The organism is Devosia polycyclovorans (assembly GCF_042181575.1).
Lineage (GTDB): Bacteria > Pseudomonadota > Alphaproteobacteria > Rhizobiales > Devosiaceae > Devosia > Devosia polycyclovorans.
Map to the genome: position 1 here is coordinate 435,801 of NZ_CP170082.1, position 23,436 is coordinate 459,236.

General features: G+C 62.4%; 17 protein-coding genes. 5 read left to right on the forward strand and 12 right to left on the reverse strand.

Features of this window, described 5'->3' with window-relative positions; genetic code table 11:
- Window positions 1-23: 23 nt before the first annotated feature.
- The 8 genes from ACE4RL_RS02185 to ACE4RL_RS02220 form a co-directional block, all read right to left on the reverse strand.
- A complete protein-coding gene (locus tag ACE4RL_RS02185; RefSeq protein ID WP_375598900.1) occupies window positions 24-497 on the reverse strand; it encodes a universal stress protein in 474 nt (157 codons plus the stop codon).
- Between the two features lie 19 nt (window positions 498-516).
- Complete coding sequence (trpS, locus tag ACE4RL_RS02190; protein ID WP_375600221.1) at window positions 517-1,551, reverse strand: tryptophan--tRNA ligase; 1,035 nt, start codon at window positions 1,549-1,551, stop codon at window positions 517-519.
- A 65-nt stretch (window positions 1,552-1,616) separates the two neighbouring features.
- Window positions 1,617-3,179 carry a murein biosynthesis integral membrane protein MurJ gene (murJ, locus tag ACE4RL_RS02195; protein ID WP_375598901.1) on the reverse strand — a complete coding sequence of 521 codons (1,563 nt, stop codon included), beginning with the start codon at window positions 3,177-3,179 and terminating at the stop codon, window positions 1,617-1,619.
- Between the two features lie 156 nt (window positions 3,180-3,335).
- A complete protein-coding gene (locus ACE4RL_RS02200; RefSeq protein WP_375598902.1) occupies window positions 3,336-6,134 on the reverse strand; it encodes a [protein-PII] uridylyltransferase in 2,799 nt (932 codons plus the stop codon).
- Window positions 6,115-8,829 carry a DNA mismatch repair protein MutS gene (gene mutS, locus ACE4RL_RS02205; RefSeq protein ID WP_375598903.1) on the reverse strand — a complete coding sequence of 905 codons (2,715 nt, stop codon included), beginning with the start codon at window positions 8,827-8,829 and terminating at the stop codon, window positions 6,115-6,117. The genes ACE4RL_RS02200 and mutS overlap by 20 nt, the downstream gene beginning before the upstream one ends.
- Before the next feature lie 105 nt (window positions 8,830-8,934).
- Complete coding sequence (locus ACE4RL_RS02210) at window positions 8,935-9,750, reverse strand: DUF2189 domain-containing protein (protein ID WP_375598904.1); 816 nt, start codon at window positions 9,748-9,750, stop codon at window positions 8,935-8,937.
- A gap of 144 nt (window positions 9,751-9,894) precedes the next feature.
- Window positions 9,895-11,166: an O-acetylhomoserine aminocarboxypropyltransferase/cysteine synthase family protein gene (locus ACE4RL_RS02215; protein WP_375598905.1), complete on the reverse strand. Its 1,272-nt coding sequence runs from the start codon at window positions 11,164-11,166 to the stop codon at window positions 9,895-9,897.
- 112 nt (window positions 11,167-11,278) lie between these two features.
- Window positions 11,279-12,901 carry a glycoside hydrolase family 43 protein gene (locus ACE4RL_RS02220; protein ID WP_375598906.1) on the reverse strand — a complete coding sequence of 541 codons (1,623 nt, stop codon included), beginning with the start codon at window positions 12,899-12,901 and terminating at the stop codon, window positions 11,279-11,281.
- Window positions 12,902-13,073: 172 nt separating this feature from the next.
- Here ACE4RL_RS02220 and ACE4RL_RS02225 point away from each other — a divergent pair, with 172 nt between their 5' ends.
- Window positions 13,074-14,150, forward strand: coding sequence for a PAS domain-containing protein (locus tag ACE4RL_RS02225; protein WP_375598907.1), 1,077 nt, complete (start codon window positions 13,074-13,076; stop codon window positions 14,148-14,150).
- A gap of 40 nt (window positions 14,151-14,190) precedes the next feature.
- On the opposite strand, the gene xylA is transcribed toward ACE4RL_RS02225, so the two are convergent.
- From xylA to ACE4RL_RS02240, 3 genes are all read right to left on the reverse strand, one after another.
- Entirely contained in the window at window positions 14,191-15,498 is a 1,308-nt protein-coding gene (gene xylA / locus ACE4RL_RS02230; RefSeq protein WP_375598908.1) for a xylose isomerase, read from the reverse strand.
- Window positions 15,495-16,958, reverse strand: a complete 1,464-nt coding sequence (gene xylB / locus ACE4RL_RS02235; protein ID WP_375598909.1) for a xylulokinase — start codon at window positions 16,956-16,958, stop codon at window positions 15,495-15,497. The genes xylA and xylB overlap by 4 nt, the downstream gene beginning before the upstream one ends.
- Before the next feature lie 90 nt (window positions 16,959-17,048).
- A complete protein-coding gene (locus ACE4RL_RS02240; RefSeq protein ID WP_375598910.1) occupies window positions 17,049-18,092 on the reverse strand; it encodes a LacI family DNA-binding transcriptional regulator in 1,044 nt (347 codons plus the stop codon).
- 160 nt (window positions 18,093-18,252) lie between these two features.
- Here ACE4RL_RS02240 and ACE4RL_RS02245 point away from each other — a divergent pair, with 160 nt between their 5' ends.
- Both ACE4RL_RS02245 and ACE4RL_RS02250 read left to right on the forward strand, forming a co-directional pair.
- A complete protein-coding gene (locus ACE4RL_RS02245; protein WP_375598911.1) occupies window positions 18,253-19,263 on the forward strand; it encodes an aldose epimerase family protein in 1,011 nt (336 codons plus the stop codon).
- A gap of 105 nt (window positions 19,264-19,368) precedes the next feature.
- Window positions 19,369-20,109: a helix-turn-helix transcriptional regulator gene (locus ACE4RL_RS02250; RefSeq protein ID WP_375598912.1), complete on the forward strand. Its 741-nt coding sequence runs from the start codon at window positions 19,369-19,371 to the stop codon at window positions 20,107-20,109.
- On the opposite strand, the gene ACE4RL_RS02255 is transcribed toward ACE4RL_RS02250, so the two are convergent.
- Window positions 20,106-21,515, reverse strand: a complete 1,410-nt coding sequence (locus ACE4RL_RS02255; RefSeq protein ID WP_375598913.1) for a short-chain fatty acyl-CoA regulator family protein — start codon at window positions 21,513-21,515, stop codon at window positions 20,106-20,108. The genes ACE4RL_RS02250 and ACE4RL_RS02255 overlap by 4 nt on opposite strands.
- Before the next feature lie 151 nt (window positions 21,516-21,666).
- On the opposite strand from ACE4RL_RS02255, the gene ACE4RL_RS02260 reads away from it, so the two are divergent.
- Together ACE4RL_RS02260 and aceA are read left to right on the forward strand one after the other, a co-directional pair.
- The gene (locus ACE4RL_RS02260; RefSeq protein ID WP_116587636.1) at window positions 21,667-21,894 is read left to right on the forward strand and encodes a hypothetical protein; all 228 of its coding nucleotides are present in this window, start codon (window positions 21,667-21,669) and stop codon (window positions 21,892-21,894) included.
- A gap of 183 nt (window positions 21,895-22,077) precedes the next feature.
- Complete coding sequence (aceA, locus tag ACE4RL_RS02265; protein ID WP_375598914.1) at window positions 22,078-23,373, forward strand: isocitrate lyase; 1,296 nt, start codon at window positions 22,078-22,080, stop codon at window positions 23,371-23,373.
- Window positions 23,374-23,436: the final 63 nt, after the last annotated feature.

Consider the following 23,436-nt stretch of genomic DNA (forward strand, 5'->3'; position numbering starts at 1 on the left):
GGGAGATTTTCCCTGCGGGACGCTCAGCAGATTGCGATAACCTCCTCGTCGCTCATGCGGCCGGGAACGATGGTCAGCGGAATGGGCAGCACATTGGCGCGGGCGGCAAAGTGCGTCACCAGCGGACCCGGACCATCCGGGGACTTGGACGCAGCGAGCACCAGGATGGCAATGTCATGGTCCTTGTCGATGACGCGCTCGATCTGTTCGGGGCCACTGCCCTCACGGATCACCGATTCGGCTCGGACCTCGCCGATCTCCTTGATCCGCGCCATGCGCCGGTCGAGATTGCGTTCGGCCTCCTCGACGGCCTCGGCCCGCAAGACGTCCTCGACACCCAGGCCAATGAATTCAGGCTTGGGAATGACCGTCATCAGCACCACCGTGCCGCCAGTGCGTTTGACGCGCCAGGCAGCAAAGGTGAGGGCGCGGTCGCATTCTTCGGTCTCATCGATGACGACGAGGAATTTGCGCTTGTATTCGACCTGCGAAACCAAATGGGCCTCCGGGTTCGCGTTAACGGACGAAGCCGACAATGTTGCGCACATCGTCCATGATGGGCTGGGCGATGGCACGGGCACGGTCGGCGCCGTCCCGCAATATCTTGTCCATCTCGCCGCGGTCTGCAACCAGGCGTTTCATCTCCTCGGCAATGGGCGAGAGCCTGGCGACGGCCAGATCAGCCAGCGCCGGCTTGAAGACGCCCCAGCCCTGTCCGCCGAATTCACCCAACACGTCTTCGGTGGTGCGGTTGGAGAGAGCCGCAAAAATGCCAACGAGATTCTCGGCTTCAAGCCGCCCGGCAAGGCCTTCGACTTCGCTGGGCAACGCATCGGCATCTGTCGTGGCGCGCTTGATCTTTTTGGCGATCAGGTCGGCATCGTCCATCATGTAGATGGTCGAGAGGTCGGACGCATCAGACTTGCTCATCTTCTTGGACCCATCTTTGAGCGATTTCACGCGCATGGCGGGGCCGGTGGCCAGGGTCTCGGTAATGGGGAAGAAGTCGCCCTTATGGCCCAGCGCCTTGATCTGCTTTTTAAAGTCGTGGTTGAACTTCTTGGCGATGTCGCGCGTCAGTTCCAGATGCTGTTTCTGATCTTCGCCCACGGGCACGCCAGTGGCCTTGTAGAGCAAGATGTCGGCGGCCATCAGCGAGGGATAGGCGAAGAGGCCCAGCGACACTTGTTCGCTGTTTTCGCCGGCCTTGTCCTTGAACTGGGTCATGCGGGCCATCCAGCCCATCCGCGCCACGCAGTTGAAAATCCAGCTCAGTTCGGCATGCTCAATGACCTGTGACTGGTTGAAAATGATCGATCGCGTGGGATCGACACCGGCGGCGATATAGGCTGCGGCGATTTCATAGGTCCAGCGCTTGAGATCGGCGGGGTCCTGCCAGACGGTGATAGCATGCATGTCGACCACGCAATAAATGGTCTCATGCGTGTCCTGGAGCGGCACAAAACGGCGGATGGCGCCGAGATAGTTGCCAAGATGCAGATCGCCCGAAGGCTTGATGCCGGAGAAGACGCGGGGGCTGAACGTCATGATGCCCTTCGATAGTCAGACAGAAATCAGGCGCCCGTTCTATACGGACGAACGCGATAAGGAAACACTCAGCGGCTGCGGCGCAGCCGGCCCAGCAGGAGCCGCAGGTTCTGCGTGCCACTGATATGGATCAGGGTGAAATAGATGAGGCTGCCAAAGCCGATCAGGGCGGCGAGCACTCCGGCTTGTTGCCAGAGAGGCACGCCACTAGCCAGGTGCGCGGTGCCCCGACCGGCCAGCAGCCAGAGCGCTCCGCCCATAGTGAGACTGATAGCGGCAATGGCCAGTTGCGCCCGCCATTGGAGCCAGGTCAGGCGGAAATGCCCCCGCAGCGCCAGCGCGCCAGCCAGCAGCACCACATTGAGCCAGGACGAGGCGGCCGTCGCAATAGCGATGCCGACATGGAGCAGGGTGGGAAACAGGATAAGCGAGATGGCAATGTTGGCGGCGACGCTGACCCCGGCGAATATGGTGGGCGTCAGCGTATCCTCGCGGGCAAAGAAACCCGGCTGCAATATGCGGATCAGCACATAGGCGGGCAAGCCGATTGAGAAGGCAACCAGCGCTTCGGCAGTCTGCGTAGTGGCGAGTGCATCAAAGGCGCCGCGTTCGAACAGCACCCGCACAATGGGTTCGGCCAAGGCCACGAGCGCCACCGCAGCCGGCATGGTGAGCAGCATGGCGACAAAGAGGGCCTGATCCTGGCTCTGCCGGGCTTCGACGGCCCGGCCGCCCTTGAGGTGCCGGCTGAGTTCAGGCAGCAGCACGGTGCCGATGGCAATGCCGATAATGCCCAGCGGGAGCTGATAAAGCCTATCGGCATAGGAGAGTACCGAAATGGCGTTGTCGGCGCCCGAGGCAATGATGGTGCCGACGAAAATATTGATCTGCGTGATGCCGCCCGCCAGGATCGCCGGTACCGCCAGCATCCAGAAGCGGCGCACCTCCGGGTCCAGACGCGGCATGCGGAAAGCGGGGCGGAAGCCGGCCCGCTCGATGGCCACCCAGACCAGCACCAATTGCGCCACCCCGCCGGTCATGGTGGCCGTGGCGACCCAGATCGTGGCTTCGGCCGGGGTCTGGACGAACCAGACGGCCAGAGGGACCAGCGCGGCAATGGTGACCAGGTTGAGCAGCACAGGCGCGAAGGCGGCGGCGAAAAATTTCCCCAGCGTATTGAGAATGGCGCCATAGGCGGCCATCAGCGACATGCAGGCGAGATAGGGGAACATGATCCGTGTGAGCAGCACGGTCAGCTCGAATTTTTCAGGGTCATCTACAAAGCCGGGCACGAAGGCGGCCATGATCTGCGGCATGAAGATTTCGGCGAGGACGGTGACGAGGAACAACATCACCACCAGCCAGCTCATGATGCGCGCGGCCAGCAATTTGGCCCCGTCCTTGCCCTCACGCTCCAGCGCCCCAGAGAACATGGGCACGAAGGCGGTGTTGAAAGCGCCCTCGGCAAAAAGCCGCCGGAACAGGTTGGGGAAGCGAAAGGCGGCAAAGAAGGCGTCGGCGGCTGGGCCGGTGCCCAGCACCGCCGCCATCAAGGCGTCGCGGGCAAAGCCGGCAATGCGGCTGACGAGGGTAAGCGAGCCGACGGAAAGAAAATTGCGGAACAGGCTCATGGGATAGAGCGGCCCATATTCTTCTCCCCAGCGGGGAGGCGGTGGCGCGTAGTGCCGGATGAGGGGGGTGCTTCGGCGAGAGTGGAGGGATCTCCCTCACCGGCTAGACCTTCGGTCGAGCCGCCTCTCCCCGAGGGGGAGAGAAACGAAAGGACCTCACCCATTGACCACCTTCTTATCCTCGGCCGGTCGCTTGAATACGGCCATCAGCACGTCGTGGATCTTCTTCTGGCGCGATTTGACATGGATCTTCTGGCCGGTCAGGTCGGTGACGTAAAAGACGTCCACCGCCTTTTCGCCATAGGTGCCGATATGGGCCGAGCCGATGGTGAGGTTGAGATCGGAGATCTCGCGGGTGAGCGCATAGAGCAGGCCGATACGATCAAGGCCCGACACCTCGATGACGGTGAATTTTTCCGAGATGGCGTTGGAAACCGAGACCTGCGCGGGCAGGGAGAATGGCCGGAGGCGCTTATTGTGGCGGCTTTCCTTGCCCAGATCGATCAGCACCTGCCGCTTGCCCTGCAAGAGCTGCTTGACCGTATCGATAATACGGGTGGCGCGGACCTTTTCGTCTTCGTCGGAGGTGAAGGAGCGCTTGAGCCGGAAAGTGTCGATGGCGCGGCCATCGCGGGTGGAAAAGATCTGCGCGCCAATGATGGAGGCGTCCTGCATGGTGCAGGCGCCGGCGATCAGCGAGAGCAGGCGCGGGTGATCGGGAGTATAAAAGCTGACCTCGGTAATGCCTTCGAACGCCTTGACCCGGATCGAGCCGGCGAAGGGCTGGTCGGTTTTGTCCGCATTGCGGATCATCTTGGCATGTTCGAGTTGCAATTCGGGCTCGGCGCGCAGCCAGTAATGATCGTAGTGCCGGGCGGTATAGGCTTCCATGTCGGCCGGCGCCCATCGTGAAAGGGCTTCGGTCAAGGCCCTGCGGGCATCGTTGACGCGATCGGACTGGCTGACCTGGCTGTGCCCGCCCGACAGCAGCGGCTCAGTGGCGAAATAGAGCGCCCGCAAAAGCGAGCCCTTCCAGCCGGTCCAGGTGCCCGGACCGACGGCACGGATGTCGCAGGCCGTCAGAATCATCAACAGAGCCAGGCGCTGGGGCGACTGCACCACATCGGCAAAGGCCTTGGCAGTTTCAGGGTCCTGAATGTCGCGGGCCTGGGCGATTTCACTCATCAACAGGTGATATTCGACCAGCCAGGAAACGGTGTCGGTTTCGGCCTCGTTGAGACCGAAGCGCGGACAAAGCTTTTTGGCGATCCGCGCGCCGGCAATGGAGTGATCCTCCGGACGGCCCTTGGCGATATCGTGCAGGAACAGCGCGACATAGAGGAGGCGCGTGTCGTTGAGCTGGGGCAGCAATTCGTGCGTCAGGGGCAGTTCATCGCGCAGGCCGCCATTGGCGATCTGGGCCATGACGCCGACCGAGCGGATCAGATGCTCGTCCACGGTATAGTGGTGATACATGTTGAACTGCATCAAAGCGACGATCTTGCCGAAATCGGGCACGAACTTGCCCAATACGCCGCTCTCGTTCATCTGCCGCAAAATCCGCTCGACATAGAGCGGGCTGGTCAGAATGGTCAGGAAATGCGCATTGGCTTTTGGGTCGGCGCGCAGGGTCTTGTCGATCAGCCGCAGGCTGTTGCGGATATGCATGATCGCGTCGGGATGGAACAGCAATTCCTCGCGGCCAGCCACCATGAAGGCGCGGATGAGATTGACCGGGTCCTTTTCGAAGACGTCGGGCCCGGCAATATTGAGGCGGCCGGTATCGACGATGAAGGCGGTTTCGCCCTTGATCTTGGACTTGCCAGAGCGGAACGGCGCCAGGACGCGCCCAACCAGATCCAGATCCTTGGCGTGGTGGAATTCGAGACCGGCGCAAATGATGCGGGTCAGATCGCCGACATCCTTGGCGACCAGGAAGTAGCGCTTCATGAAGCGCTCGACCCCCAGCATGCCGAGCCGCTGGGCGTAGCCCATGCGTTGGGCCAGTTCGGGCTGCATGTCAAAGCTCAGCTTTTCGTCGGCCCGTCCGGTGACAAAATGCAGGTGGCAGCGCACTGCCCAGAGAAAATCCTCGGCCCGGCTGAACAGGCGATATTCGGCGGCCGAGAGGACGCCCTTGCCCACCAGCTCATGGCTGGTCTTGACCTGGTAGAAATACTTGCCGATCCAGAACAGGGTATTGAGGTCGCGCAATCCGCCCTTGCCGTCCTTGATATTGGGCTCCACGACATAGCGGGTATTGCCCATCTGCTTGTGGCGTTCATCGCGCTCGGCCATCTTGGCTGCGATGAATTCCGGACCCGTTCTGGGCATGATCTCGTTTTCGAACCGATCGGTCAGCTGATCATAGAGCGCCTTGTCACCGGTGAGGAAGCGCGCCTCTAGTGTGGCGGTGCGCACCGTCATGTCGGCGCGAGCCATGCGGATGCACTCATCCACCGAGCGCACGGCATGGCCGACCTTCTGGCCCAGATCCCAGAGCATGTAGAGGATATATTCGGTGACCTGCTCACCCCAGGGGGTCTGCTTATAGGGCAGGATAAAGAGGAGATCGATGTCCGATCCGGGCGCCAGTGTCCCGCGCCCGTAGCCGCCGACGGCAGACAGCGCGATCGCTTCGGCGCCGGAGGGATTATCCACCGGGTAGACCCGTGTGGTGGCGAAGCGGTGCACGGCAATAATGATTTCGTCCTGCGCGGCGCACAGGTTCTGGGCACAGCGGGTGCCCTTGTTATTGGCCAGCAACTCGGCTTCGGCGCTCTTTCGCGCATCGGTCAGAGCCTGCCGGACATGGGCCAGCACCGCCATGCGGGCCTTAGGGGAACGCGCGGGTTCGTCCCCCAAAAGAGCGTCGAATTCGGCCACCAGCGTGTCGGCGGTCTTGAGCGCGAACTGTGGCTTTTTGGGCCGGGCCTCAGTTACGGCGAGCGTCATCGCGGAGTTTCTTCAATTGATAGAGCGCATCAATGGCCTGGCGTGGCGTCATCTCGTCGGGGCGGACCGCATCGAGCGCTTCGTGAACGGGATCCTTGCCCCTCGGCGCCGGGGGCGGCTGGTGGGCAAAGAGCGGCAGATCGTCTAGCACGCTGGCTTTCTGGCTGGAAGAGGCGGTGCCGGCCGAGCGCTGTTCGAGCACATCAAGTACCTGCCTGGCACGGGCGATAACCGGCTCAGGGAGCCCCGCCAGCCGGGCCACCTGGATGCCGTAGGAGCGGTCGGCGGCGCCGGGACCCACTTCGTGCAGAAACACCACTTCGCCCTCCCATTCGCGCACCTTCATGGTGACATTGGCGACGCGGGAGAGGGTTTTGGCGAGGCTGGTCAATTCATGGAAATGGGTGGCAAAGAGGGCCCGGCAACCCGTCGTCTCGTGCAGCGCCTCGACCGCAGCCCAGGCAATTGAGAGCCCGTCGAACGTGGCGGTGCCGCGGCCGATCTCGTCGAGCACCACCAGGCTCCTGCGGGTGGCGCGATTGAGGATGGCGGCGGTTTCAACCATTTCGACCATGAAGGTGGAGCGGCCATGGGCGATGTCATCGGAGGCGCCGACACGCGAGAACAGCCGGTCGACGACGCCGATATGGGCGCTGTCAGCGGGAACATAGCAGCCCATCTGCGCAAGGACCGCGATCAGCGCGTTCTGCCTAAGAAAGGTCGACTTACCACCCATGTTCGGGCCGGTGACCAGCCAGAGCGAACCGCCACCGGCCGCGTCGCTGCCGGAGAGATCAGAATCATTGGCGACAAAACTCTGGCCTTCCGCTTTCACCATCAACTCCACGACGGGATGGCGCCCGCCGGAGATGGCAAAAGCAAGGCTGCCGTCGACATTTGGCCGGCAATAGCCGCGGGTGGCAGACACTTCTGCGAGAGCGGCGGTGACATCGAGTTCGGCTAGGGCATCGGCCAGCCCCTGCAACTGGCTGGTGGCGGCCAGGGTTTCTTCCCGCAGGCGGGAGAAGATGGTCTGTTCGATCTCCAACGCCGCGCCCTGCGCCTGAGCAATCCGGCCTTCAAGGTCGGCCAGTTCGGTAGTGGTAAAGCGCATGGCGTTGGCCAGCGTTTGGCGATGGATGAAAGTTTCGCGGTGCGGGGCCTCAAGCAGCTTCTGGCCGTGGGCGGCGGGCACTTCGACGAAATAGCCCAGCACGCCATTGTGCTTGATCTTCAAAGACCGCACATCGGTCTCGTCCATCAGCCGGGCCTGCAGCGCGGCGACTACGGCGCGGGTCTCGCGGCCGAGCGCGCGCTCCTCGTCGAGCCTTGCGTTATAGCCGGCGCGGATAAAACCACCATCGCGGGTGAGCAGCGGCAACTCGTCGTCCAGAGCCGCCGCCAATTCGCTGGCGAGCGCCTGTGGTGCGGCGCCCAAAGTGCCGGTGAGCCGGGTGAGAACGGGTGGCAGGTCGGATTGGCCGGACAGATGCCGCGCCAGATCCAGCGCCGCACCGACGGCCTTGCCTATGGCGCTGAGGTCGCGCGGGCCGCCACGTTCCAGCGCCAGACGAGACAGGGCCCGGGCCAGATCGGGCACGGATTTAAGGTCCTGCCGCAAGCGGCCGCGCAGCAGTGTGTCGTCGACCAGCCGGGTGACGGCGTCGAGCCTTTCGTTGATGGCATCGGCATTGCGCAGAGGTGCGGCCAGGCGGGTGGCGAGCAGCCGTGCGCCGGGGGCCGTGACCGTCAGGTCGATCGCGTGACGCAGCGAGCCCCTGGCCTGGCCGCGCTGAGTGACCAGTAGTTCGAGACTTGACCGGGTGGCCGCATCAATCACCATGCTGGTTTGCGCCGCATCGGTGAGTGGGGGACGCAGAGGCGCGTTGCGGCCTTTCTGACTTTCCCCGACATAGGACACCAGAGCGCCCAGTGCGGCGCGTCCGGCGCGCGAGATGGCGGTCGGATCGAAATCCCCATCGGGAAAGCTCATGCGCAGGCGTGGCATGGCCGCTTCGCTGTCGGTCAGCTCGGGGGCGATTGTCGAGGCTATAGAAGTCCAGGCCGGGGCAAACAGGTGCTGCTCTACCAGCGCTGCCCGGGTCGCATCGGTCAGCAGCAGCTCGGCCGGCGCAATGCGCGCCATCTCGTCCCCGAGCTGGTCGGCCCCCAGGTCGGAAACAAAGGTTTCGCCGGTGGAGATATCTGCCCAGGCGAGGGCAAAATCGGTTTCGCCATGCCGCACCATGGCCAGGGCCGCCAGATAATTGGCCGAGCGGGCGTCGAGATGGTCATCCTCGGTCAGGGTGCCGGGGGTCACCAGGCGCACGACATCGCGCCGGACGACCGATTTGGAGCCGCGCTTCTTGGCTTCGGCCGGGTCTTCCATCTGCTCGCAGATGGCGACGCGATGGCCCAGGCGGATCAGCTTGTTGAGATAGTCATTGGCGGCATGAATGGGAACGCCGCACATCTGGATGTCTTCACCCAAATGCTTGCCGCGCTTGGTCAGCACGATGCCTAGGGCGGTGCTGGCGATCTCTGCGTCCTCGAAGAACAGCTCGTAGAAATCGCCCATGCGATAGAACAGCAGATAGCCGGGATTGACCGCCTTGATCTCGAAATATTGCGCCATCATCGGCGTCAATCCCGCAGGCGCGGGGCCGGAAGCAGCCTCGAAAGGGGTTTGGTCCATGGGCGCGGGCAGTCAGGGCTTGAAAATTGATCCCGGACCTTAGGCGGTTCGCAAGCAAAAACCAACCGGGCGAAACAAGTTTGCCCGGTTGGTTTTGATCGAGATTCAGGCGTCGCGGATCATCGAAACCGGCTCGACCAGCTTGCGATACAGATGCCAGGTGGCATGACCGAGAATAGGCAGCACCACTGCCAGCCCCACAAAGAGCGGCAGCGAACCCAGGAAGATGGCGGCGCCGACAATGACGCCCCAGGCAAACAGCGGCACGCGATTGTACATGACCGCCCGGAACGAAGTTTCCACAGCCACATAGGCACCCACATCGCGGTCAAGCATTAGAGGAAAGGCGATGACCGTGGTGCAGAGCACGACAAGAGCGAACAGCGCGCCCAGACCCGTGCCGACCGCCAGCAGCGTCATCCCGCCGGGCTGGGTCAGAAGCTGGGCAATCAATCCATCCAGGGTCCGGGGCGGTGAGGCGCCGAACAGGCTCTCATAAAGCGCCTGCGCGCTGGTGAGCCAGAGGGTGAACAGCACGAAAAGCAAGGCGCCTACAGCCAGGATGGAGCCGAGCGCCGGGGATTTCAGCACGCTCATGGCATCGCGCCAACTGGGATCCTCGCCCATTTCAAGCCGTCGCGACACTTCATAGAGCGGCAGGGCGGTGATGGGGCCGACCAGGGCAAAGCCGCCGACCAATGGATAGAGCAGCGTCCAGGCGTGCCAGCCATTCATCCAGACCGTGAGCACGATGCCGATGACCGGATAGATCAGCATTAAAAGCACGTAATGGCTGGGCTTGGCCCAGAAGTCAGCAGCGCCGCGCCGGAGCGCGTCGCCCAGGTCGGGCATGGTAATCTGGTGGATGACCGGCATGTCGAGCTTGTCGCCGACACCGGAAATGACATGCATCTTGGCCATGGTCGCCTCTCCCCCTTTTTTGCAAGGAGGCCGCACTATCTGCGAGAAGCGCATGAGGGGCGCGAGACGCGTTTAATGCGACCGCTATGCCATCATACTATGCCCGGAACCGGGAGCTGTCGCCCCCGGTTCAGGTGAATGTGATCAAGCCTTGGCCAGCGCCTGGTCGATGTCCGCGATGATGTCATCGACATGCTCGATGCCGACCGAAATGCGTACCAAGTCCTCCGACACCCCAGCCTTTTTGAGCTCTTCGGGCGAGAGCTGACGGTGGGTGGTGGTGGCTGGATGGCAGGCCAGCGACTTGGCGTCTCCAATATTGACCAGACGCAGGATCATCTGGAGTGCGTCAATGAAACGGCCACCGGCGTCCTTGCCGCCCTTGATGCCGAAGGAGAGAATGCCCGAGCCCGAGCCCTTGGAGATCTTGCTGGCCACCGCGTGGTAGGGGCTGTCGGACAGGCCGGCATAGTTGACCCATTCCACCTTGGGATGGTTTTGGAGGTGCTGGGCGACCTTGAGCGCATTTTCGCAGTGGCGTTCCATGCGCAGGCCCAGCGTTTCGAGGCCCTGCAGGATCATGAAGGCGTTCATGGGCGAGAGGGCTGCGCCGGTATTGCGCAACGGCACCACGCGCGCCCGGCCGATATAGGCCGCGGGCCCCAGCGCCTCGGTATAGACCACGCCATGATAGGAGGGGTCGGGCTCGTTCAGAACCGGGAAGCGCTTGGCGTTGGCCTTCCAGTCGAACTTGCCGCTATCCACGATGACACCGCCGATGGAGGTGCCGTGGCCGCCGATATATTTGGTCAGCGAATGCACCACGATATCGGCACCGAAGTCGAAGGGGCGGGTCAGGTAGGGGGTAGCCACCGTGTTGTCGACGATCACCGGCACGCCGTGGCGGTGGGCGATCTCGGCGATCTTTTCGATATCGACGACATTGCCGGCCGGATTGCCGATGGATTCAAGGAAGACCGCCTTGGTGTTTTCGTCGATGGCCTTTTCGAAGCCTTCGTAATCGTCGTGGCTGACCAGTCGGGCTTCGATGCCCTGGCGCGGGAAGCTGTGCACGAACAGATTGTAGGTGCCACCATAGAGCTGGGAGATCGAAACGATGTTGTCGCCAACCCCGGCAATGGTCTGGATGGCATAGGTGATCGCCGCCATGCCCGAGGCCAGACCCAGCGCGGCGATACCGCCCTCCATCTCGGCAATGCGCGCCTCCAGCACCGCCGTCGTGGGGTTCATGATGCGCGTATAGATATTGCCCGCGACCTTGAGATCGAACAGGTCCGCGCCGTGCTGGGTGTCGTCGAAGGTGTAGGAGGTGGTCTGGTAGATCGGAACGGCGGCCGCCTTGGTGGTGGCTTCCGATTCATATCCATGGTGCAGGGCGATGGATTCGAGTTTCATTATTGGCTCCCTTTGACTCGCGGACGCCAAACTTGCCGGTTCCCCCCAAAATGACAAGGCGCGGGAGAGGCAGTTCGTCCTCTCCCGCGCCAAGATTTTAGAATAGATGCACTTAGCTCAGCGTATCGATCTCGTAGCGGTCGGATGGGTCGCGCACCGGCCGATAGGTGAAGTAATCGAAGTGGGCCGGGCTCGCGGTGCCGTTGAGATCGTTCGCCGCCACGCCGACAAAGGCGCCGGTGAAGCTGCCATGCGCCTGATGGCCACCGCATTCGTCCGACAGGATCGAGGCGTCGAGGACCGGCCCGATGGGCTGCAATTCCTGCCCCTCAAGGGCATAGAAGAATTGCAGCTTCCGGCCCCTGATTGTCAGCGCCAGCTTCACCTTGCCGGTATTGGGAATCTGCACCGGCTCGGCCGGGAAGCTGAGATTGCCATCGGGCCAGGAAATTTCCGAGCTCATCAGCAAGAGTTCACGCTGCCCGTCCGAATGGGCCGTTACCGCCAGATAGAAGAAATTGTAGCGACTGTAATAGGCGGTCAGCCCGGCCATGGTGCGCTCATCGGTGGCGTCAAAATCCACCACCGTCTCGGCATCATAGGAGAAATGCTGCTGGCGCCGCGCCACCAGCGCCTGCTCGAACCAGGAGCCGATGGATTCGCGCCCGAAGAGGGTCAGCTTGCCCCCGTCCGTCGAAAAGATGCGATCAGGCTCGGGGGTGCGCAGCCACTGGAAATCGATCGGCAGGCCGTTCTCGAACGTGGAGTGCTGCTCGGCCCAATATTTGTCCTCGTCACGGGTGCCGGGGACCTCGACATGTAGGGATGGCACGGGACCGTCCTTGACATAGAGCCAGTCATCTTCGCCCCAATAGGCCCGCTGGATCGCCGTCTCCCGGCCCAGCACGCAGCGGCGTTCCTGGGTGGTGGGGCGGCCGGTCAGGTGGACGAGATAAAGCTCGCCTTCCGGGGTTTCCACCAGGTCGCCATGGCCCGAGCGCTGCAGCGCGGCGAGCGGCGCATCCTTGCTGGTCAGGATGTGCTTGTCGGGGTGGGTTTGGTAGGGCCCGTCGATATTGCGCGAGCGGGCGAAGGTGCAGGCATGGTCATAGGCCGTGCCGCCCTCGGCGGTCAGAAGGTAATACCAGCCATTGCGCTTATAGAGGTGAGGCCCCTCGACCAGCTTGAGATCGGTGCCCTTGTAGATGTTCTTGATCGGGCCAACGAGTTTTCCCGCCTTGGGATCGAATTCCTGCAGGGCAATGCCGGCAAATTTCAGCGGCCGGGTGCGATGATCCCATAGCATGTTGACGAACCATTTGCGCCCGTCGTCATCGTGGAACAGGGACGGATCGAAGCCGGAGGAATTGACATAGATCGGGTCGGACCAGGGCCCCTCGATGGTGTCGGCCCAGACGATATAGTTATGGGCGTCCTTGAACGAGCCGTCCTTGCGCTTCACATCGGTGTAGACCAGCCAGAATTTTTCCCCGTCATGGGTGAGGCACGGCGCCCAGACGCCGCAGCTATCGGGATCGCCGCGCATATCGAGCTGGGACTTGCGCGTCAGCGGGCGGGTAAGCAGCTCCCAGTTCGCCAGGTCCTTTGAGTGGTGGATCTGCACGCCGGGGAACCACTCGAAGGTGGAAGTGGCGATGTAATAGTCTTCGCCCACCCGAAGAATGGACGGGTCCGGATTGAACCCGGGAAGGATGGGATTTGTCAGTTGGGACATGAATTGTTCCTCCGATGCGACAAAATCGCCGCTTGGTGCGTTATTGGGGGTTGAGAGGTGGACTCGTGGGCAAAAAAGGGCGCGAAAGCGCCTCACAAAGGCCCCGGGTCGTCCGGAATAGCGTCAGAACCGAAGGCCGGTGGGCCGGTTGGTCCAAGAGGGAATAAGCGCCGTGGATATTCATATTCGCGAGTTGAGCTACTGGAAGAACGTCAAATCCAAGATGCGCCTGCAGCCTTTTGTGCATGCGGTCGAATCGAGCGCCGTCCCCATCGCCATCGCCGATCCATTCGAGCCCGATTGCCCACTGGTGTTTGTCAACGATGCCTTCCTTGCCCTGACCGGATATTCCGAGGACGAGGTGCTGGGCCGCAATTGCCGGTTTCTGCAGGGCCCCGACACGCGGGACGAGGACCGGGCGATCCTGAAAAAGGCGGTTCAGGAACGGCAAACGATCAGCCACGAAATCCTCAACTACAAAAAGGATGGCACCGCCTTCTGGAACGAGCTGCACATGGCGCCGATGCTCGATGACGCCGGTGAACTGCTCTATTTCATCGCCACCCAGGTCGACATCACCGAGCGGGTGGAGCGGCAGGCCGGTTTGCAGCAGGCGCTGGACGAGCGCACCGAAGCGCTGCGCGACCAGGCGGCACGCACCCATCACATGGCCCAGGAAATGACGCACAGGGTCCGCAATTCCCTGGCGCTGATCCAGGCCATGTTGCGCATGCAGCTCTCGAGCCTCTCCGACGGCAAGGCACGCAATGCGCTGGTGGGCGCCCTGAGCCGGATTCAGGCCATTGTTGAAATCCAGCGCATTATCGAGCATGCCGATCTCAACACACATATCGATATCGGTCAGATCGTGGGTTCGATCTGCGAGAAGCTCGACCACATCAATCGCGCGCATGTCGTGGCGTCGGCCGACAAGATCGAGATCAGCGAAGATCTCGTCACGCCGGTGGCGCTGATAGTCTCTGAACTGGTCACCAATGCGCAAAAGCATGCTTATGGACCCGAGGATGGCGGCGTCATTGTGGTCAGCGCGCGACGGCGGCCGAATGGCATCGAGTTGTGCGTCCGCGACGACGGCATAGGCATTCCAGACGGCTTTGATCTCAAGGCGAGCAAAGGCTTCGGCATGCGCATGCTGATGCAGCAGGTCTCGCAATTGAAAGCCACGCTGGAGGTTGAGCGGCTGAGTGAGGGAAGCTGCTTTACGGTGCTCATCCCGCACGACCTTTAAGATCCGCCGGCCCCGGGTCGGGGCCGACGGAAGTTTTGGGTTAGACGAAACGATTGACCAGGTTTTCGAGATATTCCTGGCGGCCGGAGCGCGGCTGGGGATTGATGCCATCGGCCTCGACCTTGGCGGCGATATCGGCGAGGCTCAGCTTGCCCGCCAGGATATCCTTGCCCAGACCATTCTCCCAACCGGCGTAGCGGTCATCGAGCAGCTTGTCGAACTCGCCGTCTTCGATCAGGGCGACCGCGCCCTTGAGGCCGCGGGCCAGGGTGTCGAGGCCCAGAATGTGGCCATGCAGCAAATCCGCGGGATCGAGCGACTGGCGGCGCACCTTGGCGTCGAAGTTGAAGCCGCCCTTGCCCAGACCGCCTTGCTTGAGGATGTAATAGAAGGCCAGGGCCATCTCGCCCGCATTGTTCGGGAAGTGGTCCGTATCCCAGCCGGACTGCAAATCGTTGCGATTGGCGTCGACCGAGCCGAGCATGCCCAGCGAGGAGGCGACGGCCAGTTCGTGCTCGAAGGAGTGGCCGGCGAGGAAGGCGTGGCCGACCTCGATATTGCACTTCACCTTCTTTTCCAGGCCGTATTTCTGCAAGAAGCCATATACCGTGGCGACGTCGTAGTCATACTGGTGCTTGGACGGTTCCTGCGGCTTGGGTTCGATCAGGATCTGGCCTTTGAAGCCGATCTTTTCGGCGTGCTCGATGACCAGGTGCAGGAAGCGGGCCATCTGGTCCTGTTCCTGGCCGATCTTGGTGTTGAGCAGGGTTTCGTAGCCCTCACGGCCGCCCCAGAGCACATAGTTTTCGCCGCCCAGCTCATTGGTCAACTCGAGTACGGCCTTCACCTGACCAGCCGCATAGGCGAAGACTTCCGGGTCGGGATTGGTGGCAGCGCCGGCCATATAGCGGCGATTGGAGAACAGATTGGCCGTGCCCCAAAGCAGCTTCTTGCCGGTTTCCTGCATCTTGGCAGCAAGAATGTCGCCAATCACGCGCAGGTTCTTGTTGCTCTCGGCCAGCGTTGCGCCCTCGGGCGACACGTCCACATCGTGGAAGGCGTAGTAGGGCACATCGATCAGGTTGAGGAATTCAAAGGCGACGTCAGCCTTGAGCTTGGCGCCTTCCATGCCCTTGTCAAACCAGGGGCGATCGAAGGTGCGGCCGCCAAACGGGTCGCCGCCTTCCTGGGCGAAGGTGTGCCAATAGGCGATGGCCGGGCGGATATGGTCTTCCATCCGCTTGCCGGCAATCACTTCGTCCTTGTTGTAATGACGATAGGCCAGCGGATTCTTGGAAGTCGGGCCTTCATACTTGACCTGGCTCAACCCTTTGAAAAAATCGGTCACGAATTTGCCTCCTCAATGGCAGGATAAAGGGCGCGATAGCGCGCATATTGATCGGAGTAGGCGGCCGACAGGGATTTGTCGGGCGCGATAGTGGTCTTGATCGGCGGCATGGACATGACATCCATCGGATCGGCCCCGGTGGCGGCACAAAGCCCCAATCGGGCCGCGCCCAGCGCGCCGCCGAAATCGCCGTCCTCGGGCAATGCGATTTCCATGTCGAGATTGGTGGCCAGCATTTTGAGCCACAGCGCGGACTTGCTGCCCCCGCCCACGGCCAGGAGGCGGTTGATGGAGGTGCCGGCATCGGCCAGCACGCGCTGGCAATCGCGCATGGCAAAGCTGACGCCTTCCATCACCGCCTGGGCCATCTGGGCAGCTTCGGTGGATTGGCTGAGGCCCACAAAGGATCCCCGGGCGCCAGCATTATTGTGTGGGGTCCGCTCGCCCGAGAGATAGGGCAGGAAGATGGTTTCACCCGGTCCCTTGAACTGCGCCTCGGCCGCGCCGGACAATTCAGCCTGCTTCTGGCCGGTGATGCGGGACAGCCAGTTCAAACTGTCGGTGGCCGAGAGAATGACGCCCATCTGGTGCCAGGTGTCGGGGATGGCGTGACAGAAGGCGTGGACCGCCCCTTCGGTGTTAGGGCTGAACGTTTCATTGGACACGAACAGCACGCCCGAGGTGCCCAGCGACACGAAGCCCTCGCTGGGCCGGACAGCCCCGATGCCGCAGGCTGCCGCCGCGTTGTCGCCGGCGCCACCGGCAATCACCACCGTGCCCGACATGCCCCAGCGCGCCATGAGGTCGGGTTTCAGCTGGGCCGAGACGGCCGACCCTTCGACCAGACGCGGCATGTGCTCACGGTTAAGACCGGTGACGCCCAGCAGATCTTCGGACCAGTCGCGTTTTGCTACGTCGAGCCAGAGTGTGCCGGCGGCGTCGGACATTTCTTCGACATGCTCGCCGGCCAGCAACAGGCGAACATAAGCCTTGGGCAGCAGCACCTTTTTGATGCGGGCGAAGATTTCCGGCTCGTGCTTGCGGACCCAGGCGATCTTGGGGGCGGTGAAACCGGGCATGGCGATATTGCCGGCGAGATCCCGCAGGTTCGGCAGTTCCGCTTCCATCTCGCCGCATTCAGCGGCCGAACGTCCGTCATTCCAGAGAATGCAGGGGCGCAGCACCGCGTCATTCTCGCCCAAAAGCGTCGCGCCGTGCATGTGGCCGGACAGGCCAATGCCCTTGACCGCCGCCAGCGCCGCGCCATGGCTCTGCTTGAGCGTGTCGATGGCGCCCAGGGTGGCGGTCCACCAATCGGCAGGGTTTTGCTCGGACCAGCCGGGCTGGGGCCGCACCGGCTCGACAGCCGGCGCCGAGGCATCGCCCAGCGCCTTGCCGTCTCCGTCGATCAGCAGCGCCTTGACCCCCGATGTGCCGATATCAATACCGAGGAAAGTCATGAGGCACGTACCTCATGCACAATTATGCAAATCATTCGAACGTCCTCCCGCCCGTTTCGGGCCGCGCCGATTTGGTGATTGGCGCCGTGTTTAGCGCAGATTGTCGCGCAGGAAAATCCCAATTTCAATGGGATCGGTGATTGCCGTCCGCGACGCATCCAGCGCCAATGCGCGGGCGGCGGCAATGGCCTCGCGAATTTCGCCATCCGGATTCTGGTCGAGCACCACATCGATGGCACCGTGGAGCAGTCCGGCCCGAGTGGGCGCGGTCAGTTCATGGGCGATGACGCGCAAGTCGCCGCTTCGTCCCGACGCTTGAAGTGCCGATACCAGCCCGGCATTGCCGGCGCCAAGATTGTAGAGGCCGCCAAGATCGGCATGTTCGGCCAAAAGGGCCGTGATGATTTGCGCGGTCTCGGTGCGTTCGTCATGACCTTCCAGCGGACCGATGATCTCAAGGGCGGGAAACTCTGTTGCGAGCGCCGCCCGAAAGCCATCCAGCCGCTCGGCATGGTCGCGCAAATGCAACGAACCAGCCACTACCGCCACCTTGCCGCCCCGTGGCACGAAACGCCCCATAAGCGAGGCTGCCGTCCGGCCGGCGGCAATGTTATCGATGCCGATGAAATTGCGGCGCGCCGAGGCGGGCAGGTCCGATACCAGCGTCATGACCGCAATACCGCGGCGCTGTGCGGCGTCGATGGCGGCGAGCACTTCGGGTTCGTCGCTCGAGACGATCACCGCGCAATCGCAGTCACGCGGCGCGAGCTGGTTGAGGCTTTGGGCAAGTGCGGCGGCATCGAGCGCCCGGACCCGGCGCAGATCGAGATGCATGCGTTCGGCAAGCGCCAGAGGCGAGCGCCGAAGGACTGCTTCGGCCAGACTGTCCATGAATTCATTGGTGCCATCGGGGATGAAAAACACGACACTGAGGTCGCGTGCCCGGGCCATCAGCGAGGCGTTGAGGTCGCGGGCAAAGCCCAATTCGGCAATGGCCTGCTCGACCTTTTCAGCAGTCGCGGCCCGCACGCCGGGCCGGCCGTTGAGCACGCGGTCGACCGTGGCCAATGAGACCCCTGCGGCCCTTGCCACGTCATGAACGGTTGCCCGCCGCCTGGTCGTTTCTTCGCTCAAATCCGCTCCCCTACGCACAGCGCGTTGAAGCTGTTCCGCCACGCGCCTGGATGCCAGCACACTTCCCCACCCCTTGGCGCAAGGTCAAGTGCAGCGTTGCAGCAGAGGGGCGAATAGCGCTACAGCTCCGCGCCAAACAGATGGGAAGGGGATCAGCGCCATGGCAGTCGCAGTTTCGGGTTTCGGTGAGCACAACGGGCAGCGGGTGGATCAATTCCGCCTGACCAGTGACACCGGGGTCAGTGTCGACATTATCGGCTATGGCGTGGTGGTGCGCGACTGGCGCGTGCCGGTGGCTGGTGGCGAACGCTCGGTGGTGCTGGGCTTTGACCAGTTTGACGCCTATCCCGCCCATAGTCCGCATTTCGGGTCGCTGGCCGGGCGCGTCGCCAACCGGATCAAGAATGCCAGCTTCGAGCTTGATGGCGTGACCTACAGATTGCCGCCCAATGCAGGCGAGCTGCAATTGCATGGCGGCGAAGAGGGATTGGGGCGGCAGGTCTGGCAGGGCCAGGTCGACAGCGCCAACAATGCGGTGCGTTTCACCCATTTCTCGCCCGATGGCGCCATGGGCTATCCCGGCAATGTCAACTTTGCCGCCACCTATACGCTCAGCGGCAACCGCCTGCGGCTCGAATTGAGCGCCACCACTGACCGGGCCACGCCGATCAGCCTGGTGCAGCACCAGTATTTCAATCTCGGCACCACAAACGACGTGCTGGACCACGCCATCCAGGTCAATTCCTCGGCCTATACCGAACTGGGCGCGGATCTGGCGCCCACCGGGGCCATCCTGCCCTCAAGCGGCACCATCTATGACCTGCGCCAGCCGCGCACCATGCGCGATGCCAATGGGGCGCCGGTTGATTATGATATCGGCATGGTGCTCGATACCGGCCGCAAATTGTCCGATCCCATCGCCACCGTGGTCTCGCCTGACAAGGATCTGACGCTCAAGCTCTGGAGCGACCGGCCGGGGGTGCAGGTCTATAATGGGGTTTGGACAGACGTTTCGGTTCCGGGTCTGTATGGCAAACGCTATGGCAAGCATTCCGGCTTCTGCCTGGAAGACCAGGCCTTCGCCGATGCTGTGCACAATCCGCACTTCCCCAATGTCATCTATTCCCCCGACCGGCCCTATAGCCATTGGTGCGAATTCGAGATCGCCTGACAGCGTCCGGCGGGGACGCGATGGGCCCTGCTGACATGATCCGACCGGCTGTTCGGCGATGCTCACGCTTCTGTGATAGATGTGTGGCATGGTGGAGGCCCAGCGATGGACAAGACGGAACGCCTGTTTTCGATCATGGATGCCCTCAGGCGGCATCGGCGGCCGATTACGGCGGCAGCGCTGGCCGAGGAACAGAATGTGTCGGTGCGCACGCTGTACCGAGATATCCAGACCCTGATTGGGCTGGGGGCGCCAATCGACGGGGAAGCGGGCGTGGGCTATATGCTCAAGCCCGGTTTTTTCCTGCCGCCGCTGATGTTTACGCCCGAGGAACTGGAAGCGCTGGTGCTGGGCGCGCGCTGGGTCGGCACACAGCCTGACGACGGATTGAGTGCGGCGGCGCGCAATGCCCTGGCCAAGATTGCCACGGCCTCGCCGGAGGATTTAAGGGACCGGATCAGCGATACGGCGCTGTGGCCGGTGGCGCTCTGGGGCCAGCGCAAGCCCATTCCGGTGCTGGGCGATATTCGCCTCGCCATGCGGCAGGAAAAGGCCGTCACCATTGAGTACGAGGACGAGCAGGGGCGCGCCACCAGCCGCACCATCTGGCCGGTCGGCCTGGCCTTTTATGAGGGCAAGCAGACCATTGCCGCCTGGTGCCTATTACGGCAGGATTTCCGCAATTTCCGCACCGACCGGATTGTCCGCCTGACCATTGGCGAAGAGCGCTATGGCAAGCGCCGTGCCGTCCTCGAGCGCGAGTGGCGCCAGAGCTGGGAGCGCGACCGCCGTCACCATGAGGCGGAGAAGGAGGCGAAGGCAAAGGCGGACGCTTCGGGCCCTTAGCTCATCCGCGCATAGAGGCTTTCGGGGCGGATATTCTCGTCCAGCCGGAAGCGGTGGTCGGCCGGGGGATGCGCCCTTTGCCCGCATTCGAGGCGCGGGCAGATGCGGCAACCGACGCCGATCGGCACGGTCTGCAGGTCGCTGGTCAGGTCCATGCCGTCTGAATAGATCATTTCCTTGGCGTGATGGATGGCGCAGCCCAGCCCGATCGAGAGATAGCGACGCGGCGCGTTATAGCGGTAGTCGCCCTTGGTGATAGTGCGGGCAATGCAGAAGTAGCGCTGCCCATCCGGCATCTGGCTCAGTTGCACGTTAATCCGCTCAGGCGCGAGGAAAGCGGCATAGACATTCCAGCGCGGGCAGGCACCCGAGTGGCGCGGAATGTGAATGCCGGAAAGCGAGAAGCGCTTGGAAATATTGCCGGCAATATCCGTGCGCACCAGGTGCAGAGGGATGCCCGAGGCGCCCTTGCGCTGGAGCGTGGTCATGCGGTGGCAGATCTGTTCGAAGCTGGCACCAAAGCGGCGCCCCAGCCGGTCGATATCGTAGCGATAGTCACGGCAGGCCTTGAGAAAGGGGGCATAGGGCATGATCAGCGCGGCCGCGAAATAGGCCGAGAGCACATTTCGCGCCAGCATGGGTGCGTCACCCTCAGGCAGGTCTGACTGGTCGATGATGTCACTGATCTCGGCATCCGCCGCCACCTGTCCCAGATGTTGGGCGAGCAGGAAATTGGCGGTTTCGGGCGGCAAGAGGTCGGAGACCAGCAAATGGCGGCGCGCCTGATCGAGCTGGCGCGCTATTCCGTGGGGCAGCGAGGCCAAGCGCACCTCGAGCCCGAACACGTTGAACAGATAGGCGCGAATGGCAGCGTCAAAACTATCGCCGGCATTGTCGATATCGGCGCGGACGCGTTCGGCGGCATCTTCCAGCCCGGGGAAATGGTTGGAATTCACCTGCAGGAAGTCCGAAATGGCATCGGTGGCGAGGTGGAAGGGTTCCGCCTCGCCCTCGTTGCGCGAAACCGTCGCGCCGGCCGTGGCCAGCCGATAGCGGTCATAGAGCTTGAGCACGGCACGGGCCGCTGCCGGATTGGCTTGGGCCAGATCGCGGATTTCGAGATTGGTCACATCACTATCGGCAAAGATGTCATCGCCAAAGGCCTCCATCAGATCGCCGACCAGCCGCCCTTCGTCGCCATCGACCAGTTCCCCCGGCTCCACGCCGAAATAGCCGGCGATGGAGAACAGCAGCGGCACGGTAAGTTTGCGTCGATTGTGCTCGATCAGGTTGAGATAGCTCGAGGAGATGCCCAGCGCCTGGGCCAGATCGGCCTGATTGAGATGGCGCTGGCGCCGCAGCCGCTTGATGCGGCCGCCGACCTGACTTTCGGCTGTTTCAACCATGTTTTCCTCCGTCCGGATTTTACAGAATTTACAACTCTGTGTCCGGAAATTGACCAGCGATTTACAGGTTTACTGGCGCTTCTGCGGTTATTTCTTGCATGTCTGCGCCATTTGTCAAATCTTTACAGACATCGAGCGAGGAGAATTCGAAATGACCCCCATCACCGAGCAACGCGACGAATACATCACCATCATCGCCCCCACCGCCAATGAAGCCATGGCGCAATTCAAGGCCCGCGGCCTGGCTGCCCAGGGCTATTCCATCGCGGGCCGCATTGGCCGGCATCAATTCACCCTGGTGGGTGGCGAGGATGCCCAGGAGCTGTTTTCCGGCGCCGGCATGATTGCCGCGACCTTCTGCCGGCGCGCCGCGGTTTAGAGATCAGGCTGCAGACCCATCCAGCTATCGCCGCTGGCCCCGTCTCTCGAGGCCTTCTCGACTAAATTCGCTCCACCGGAGCGAATTTGCGGCAAGCCGCCGGCTCGAAGTTCCACGTGAATCATTGCCCTCCGCCCGAGCGGCGGTGTGGCCCCGTCATGTCAAAATTTGAGGAGAACCGACATGCTCGACAAACCAGCCCATCCCGAAGGCTTCCCGACGCCAGACTATGCGCCGGACCGCTGGGACAATATTGCCCGCAACTACACCCCGGCCGATGTGGCGCGCCTGGCTGGATCGCTGCCGATCCGCCATTCACTGGCCGAAAACGGCGCCAGGAAGCTCTGGGAGTTGTTGCATTCAGAGGACTTCGTGCCGACCCTGGGCACCTTTACCGGCAATCAGGCGGTGCAGCAGGTCAAGGCGGGGCTGAAGGCGATCTATCTTTCCGGCTGGCAGGTGGCCGCCGACGCCAATTCCTCTGGCAATATGTATCCCGACCAGTCGCTCTACCCGGTCGATAGCGTGCCCTCGGTGGTCAAGCGGATCAACAAGGCCTTGCAGCGCGCCGATCAGATCCAGACCATGGAAAAGGCCGACGGTATCGCCACGACCGATCACGATTTCTTCGTGCCGATCATTGCCGATGCCGAGGCCGGCTTTGGCGGCGCGCTCAATGTGTTTGAATTGATGAAGGCCATGATCGAGGCCGGCGCTGCCGCCGTGCATTTTGAGGATCAGCTCGCTTCAGAAAAGAAATGCGGGCATCTGGGTGGCAAGGTGCTGGTGCCAACCAGCCAGTTCGTGCGCACGCTCAATGCGGCGCGGCTGGCGGCCGATGTCATGGGCGTGCCGACGCTGATCATGGCGCGTACAGACGCGGAAGCGGCGCGGCTGATCACCTCGGACATCGACGACTATGACAAGCCCTTCGTCACCGGCGAACGCACGGCCGAAGGTTTTTACCGGCTCAAGGGCGGACTGGATTGCGCCATTGCCCGGGGCCTGGCCTATGCGCCCTATGCGGACCTCATCTGGTGCGAAACCAGCAAGCCTGACCTTGATGAGGCGCGCAAATTCGCGGAAGGCATCCGCAAGGAATATCCCGACCAGATGCTGGCCTATAATTGCTCGCCCAGTTTCAATTGGGCCAAGCATATGGGCGAGGCGGAAATGGCCGCGTTCCAGCGTGAGATCGCCGCCATGGGCTACAAATATCAGTTCATCACCCTGGCCGGCTTCCACAATCTGAGCCTGACGACCTTCGAACTGGCGCGCAGCTACAAGCAGGACGGCATGGCCGGCTATTCGCGCCTGCAGCAGGCCGAATTTGCCGCCGAAGCTCACGGCTTCTCTGCTGTTCGGCACCAGCGCGAAGTGGGCACCAGCTATTTTGACGCGATTTCCATGACCGTGACCCAGGGACAGAGCGCCACCACGGCGATGGCTGAATCCACGGAAACGGCGCAGTTCCACTAAAGATAGTGCCGCTTGATCGGCAAAGCGCGATGGGTCTAGGATTTCTTCCCAGCTCATTGCGCC

Coding starts and splice junctions, on each gene's coding strand:
- murJ (WP_375598901.1), bottom strand. CDS start 3,179: ATGAGCCTGTTCCGCAATTTTCTTTCCGTCGGCTCGCTTACCCTCGTC.
- ACE4RL_RS02200 (WP_375598902.1), bottom strand. CDS start 6,134: ATGACGCTCGCCGTAACTGAGGCCCGGCCCAAAAAGCCACAGTTCGCG.
- mutS (WP_375598903.1), bottom strand. CDS start 8,829: ATGGACCAAACCCCTTTCGAGGCTGCTTCCGGCCCCGCGCCTGCGGGA.
- ACE4RL_RS02210 (WP_375598904.1), bottom strand. CDS start 9,750: ATGGCCAAGATGCATGTCATTTCCGGTGTCGGCGACAAGCTCGACATG.
- ACE4RL_RS02215 (WP_375598905.1), bottom strand. CDS start 11,166: ATGAAACTCGAATCCATCGCCCTGCACCATGGATATGAATCGGAAGCC.
- ACE4RL_RS02220 (WP_375598906.1), bottom strand. CDS start 12,901: ATGTCCCAACTGACAAATCCCATCCTTCCCGGGTTCAATCCGGACCCG.
- xylB (WP_375598909.1), bottom strand. CDS start 16,958: ATGACTTTCCTCGGTATTGATATCGGCACATCGGGGGTCAAGGCGCTG.
- ACE4RL_RS02245 (WP_375598911.1), top strand. CDS start 18,253: ATGGCAGTCGCAGTTTCGGGTTTCGGTGAGCACAACGGGCAGCGGGTG.
- ACE4RL_RS02250 (WP_375598912.1), top strand. CDS start 19,369: ATGGACAAGACGGAACGCCTGTTTTCGATCATGGATGCCCTCAGGCGG.
- ACE4RL_RS02255 (WP_375598913.1), bottom strand. CDS start 21,515: ATGGTTGAAACAGCCGAAAGTCAGGTCGGCGGCCGCATCAAGCGGCTG.
- ACE4RL_RS02260 (WP_116587636.1), top strand. CDS start 21,667: ATGACCCCCATCACCGAGCAACGCGACGAATACATCACCATCATCGCC.
- aceA (WP_375598914.1), top strand. CDS start 22,078: ATGCTCGACAAACCAGCCCATCCCGAAGGCTTCCCGACGCCAGACTAT.